This is a genomic window from Alcanivorax sp. MD8A, assembly GCF_002888555.1.
GTDB lineage: Bacteria > Pseudomonadota > Gammaproteobacteria > Pseudomonadales > Alcanivoracaceae > Alcanivorax.
In genome coordinates, this window is sequence record NZ_AQOQ01000072.1 from 1 (window position 1) to 2,686 (window position 2,686).

The 2,686-nt window shown below is 59.9% G+C and carries 3 protein-coding genes and 1 pseudogene; all 4 read left to right on the forward strand.

The window, feature by feature from the left end; translation table 11 throughout:
- A partial coding sequence (locus A15D_RS17005) for a DUF932 domain-containing protein (protein ID WP_102792892.1) occupies positions 1 to 930 on the forward strand: 930 nt, incomplete at its 5' end.
- 65 nt (positions 931 to 995) lie between these two features.
- Positions 996 to 1,421, forward strand: coding sequence for a hypothetical protein (locus tag A15D_RS17010; protein ID WP_102792893.1), 426 nt, complete (start codon positions 996 to 998; stop codon positions 1,419 to 1,421).
- 91 nt (positions 1,422 to 1,512) lie between these two features.
- Positions 1,513 to 2,520, forward strand: coding sequence for a YqaJ viral recombinase family protein (locus A15D_RS17015; protein WP_102792894.1), 1,008 nt, complete (start codon positions 1,513 to 1,515; stop codon positions 2,518 to 2,520).
- Between the two features lie 71 nt (positions 2,521 to 2,591).
- A pseudogene (locus A15D_RS17020) lies at positions 2,592 to 2,686 on the forward strand (hydrolase or metal-binding protein); the annotation flags it as partial.

The window sequence follows — 2,686 nt, forward strand, 5'->3', positions numbered from 1 at the left end:
ACCCCCTGGCACGGGCTGGGCAACCAGCTGGCCAGCCAACAACCACTGGAAGTCTGGATGCGCGAAGCCGGCATGGATTGGGATATCCGTGAAACTCCGGTGCGCTTTATCAGTAGCGAGGCTGGCGCTCTCGGGCAGATTTCCTCCTTCCCGGATCAGAAGGTGTTGTTCCGCTCTGATAATCAGGAACCTCTATCCGTAGTGAGCAACCGCTTCAAGGTGGTTCAGCCCCGAGAGGTGCTGGAGTTCTACCGGGATCTCACCGAGCAGTCCGGCTTTGAGCTGGAGACTGCTGGCGTACTTAAAGGTGGCCGCAAGCTGTGGGCGCTGGCACGTACTGGGCAAACGGGATCCTTGGCAGGCAATGACAAGACCAACGGCTACGTGCTGCTGGCCACGGCCTGTGACGGCACCCTGGCCACCACGGCGCAGTTCACCAGTATCCGGGTGGTCTGCAATAACACCCTCGCGGTCGCACTGAATGGCAACACCCATGCGGTGAAGGTGCGCCACAGCACCACCTTCGATCCGCAAGCGGTGAAGAAACAGCTGGGGATTTCGGTCTCTGCCTGGGATGACTTTATGTATCGCCTGAAGGCCCTGAGCGAGCGGCGCATCACCCGCAAGACCGCCGAAAAGGTCATGCAGACCATTTTCACGGATACCGGCTATCTGCCACCGGGTATGCCGGTGAAGGCCAACGAACAGGCCATGAAGAAAGCCATGGCCTTGTATGAGGGTGCCGGTCGCGGGTCTGAGCTGGCGTCCGCCAAGAACACGGCCTACGGCCTGCTGAATGCAGTCACCGAATTCGTGGATCATGAACGCCGCGCCCGCAGCACCGACAACCGGCTGGACTCTGCCTGGTTCGGCAAGGGCGCCCAGATCAAGCAACGCGCTCTGGAGCAAACCTCCCTACTGGTCGCCTGATTCACTCTGACCGCTCACCTCTCCCTACTCTCTACTTCCTTTTAAAAGAAAACCTGGAGAACACGATGAATCTGAAATGGCTCTACCGCCTGTTGGCGGTATGGGACTGTCGCCCTATGCCTGCTGAATTGTCAGCGGTGTGGGGCGCGTTCCTGCATGAAGGCCTGATGTGCCATCCCGGCGATCCGGGTCGGGCTCGTCGCATCCTGGAGACCTGGGACAGTGGCTGCATCGAGCTGATCATCGCCACCTGTGAGTACCTGGACCCGCTCTGGCAGACGGTCTCCCACATCTGGTACGAGCCCCGTGGTCGCCCTGGCGTCTTCGAGTACGAAGTGGTCAGCGAACTGGGCGAGTGGCTGGGTGAGCAATTACTGACTCACGGCCACCTGCCCACCAATAAAGAAGCCGAGCGTTACATCGAGGCGTTGGTGAATGACTTCTTCGAGATTGGCGAGGAAGCCTCTTCCTCTTCAAGTCGCGTCGCATGACGGCACTTAGATATCAGCCTAATTCACCTTTCATTCCATACCCCTAGCCCCGGCCACTGTGCCGGGGCCTTTCTTTGTCTGGAGCATTCTCATGGCACAACCTAAAAGCACTGCACCCGGCCAGCGCCCTGCCCTGCGCCTGGTGTCCACCAAACGCATGAACCGCGAAGACTGGCTGAAGATCCGCAAGCAGGGCATCGGTGCCAGTGATGCCGCTGCGGCGGTAGGTATCAGCCCGTACCAGTCCCCACTAGAACTCTGGATGATCAAGACCGGTCGGGATGGTCTGTTACCCGCCCCTGATCCCGATGACATTCAATCCCCCCTGTACTGGGGCACGCTGCTGGAGCCGAAGGTAGCCGAGGCTTACGCCAAGATCACCGGCAACAAGGTGCGTCGCGTGAACGCCGTATTGCAGCACCCGGATGACGACAAGCCCTGGATGCTCGCCAACCTGGATTACGCTGTCGTCGGCAATGACAACGTGCAGATACTGGAGTGCAAGACCACGGGGCAATACGGCGCCAAGCTATGGGCGGACGGGGTTCCCGAGTACATCCAGTGTCAGGTGCAGCATCAGCTAGCGGTTACCGGCAAGCAGGCTGCCGATGTGGCCGTGCTGATCTGTGGGCAAGAGTTGCAGATTCACCGGATCGAGCGGGATGAAGCGCTGATTGCTCACCTGTACGAGCTGGAGCGGGAGTTCTGGCAGCTGGTGGAAGCGGACACCCCACCGGACCCGGATGGCTCCGACTCTGCCGGGCACGCCCTGCAAGCCCTCTACCCTCAGGACAAAGGGGAAACCGTGGATCTCACGGATAACCCGGCCATGGAAGGCGACTTCAATGAGCTGCTGGATCTGCGTGACACCCTGGGCCGACTGACCGAGCGAGAATCCACGCTCAAGCAACGCATCCAGCAGACCATGGGGCTAGCCAGCAAGGCCACCTTCAGCGAGGGCTGCGTGACCTGGAAGCGTAGCAAGGACTCAACCAGCCTGGACAGCAAAGCCCTTCTGCAGGATCAGCCAGACCTTCTCAAGCACTACCCCAAACACAAGGCAGGCAGTCGCCGGTTCCTGGTGCGCCCCAATCCCTAACCCAACTCAAAGCGGCATAGCTGCCGGGCCTAGCCCGGCGGTGTGTCTGTGCCTGCTATCAGGAGAATCTCATGATCAAAGGACTCGCGATTACCCCACCCGTGATCGGCCGTATCAGTATTGGTCGTGTAGTGGAGAAGAACGGCAAGCGTCTGCCGGAGAAAGA

Bases quoted from the DNA above. Each gene is read 5' to 3' on its own strand.
- A15D_RS17015 (WP_102792894.1), top strand. From the start codon at position 1,513: ATGGCACAACCTAAAAGCACTGCACCCGGCCAGCGCCCTGCCCTGCGC.
- A15D_RS17010 (WP_102792893.1), top strand. From the start codon at position 996: ATGAATCTGAAATGGCTCTACCGCCTGTTGGCGGTATGGGACTGTCGC.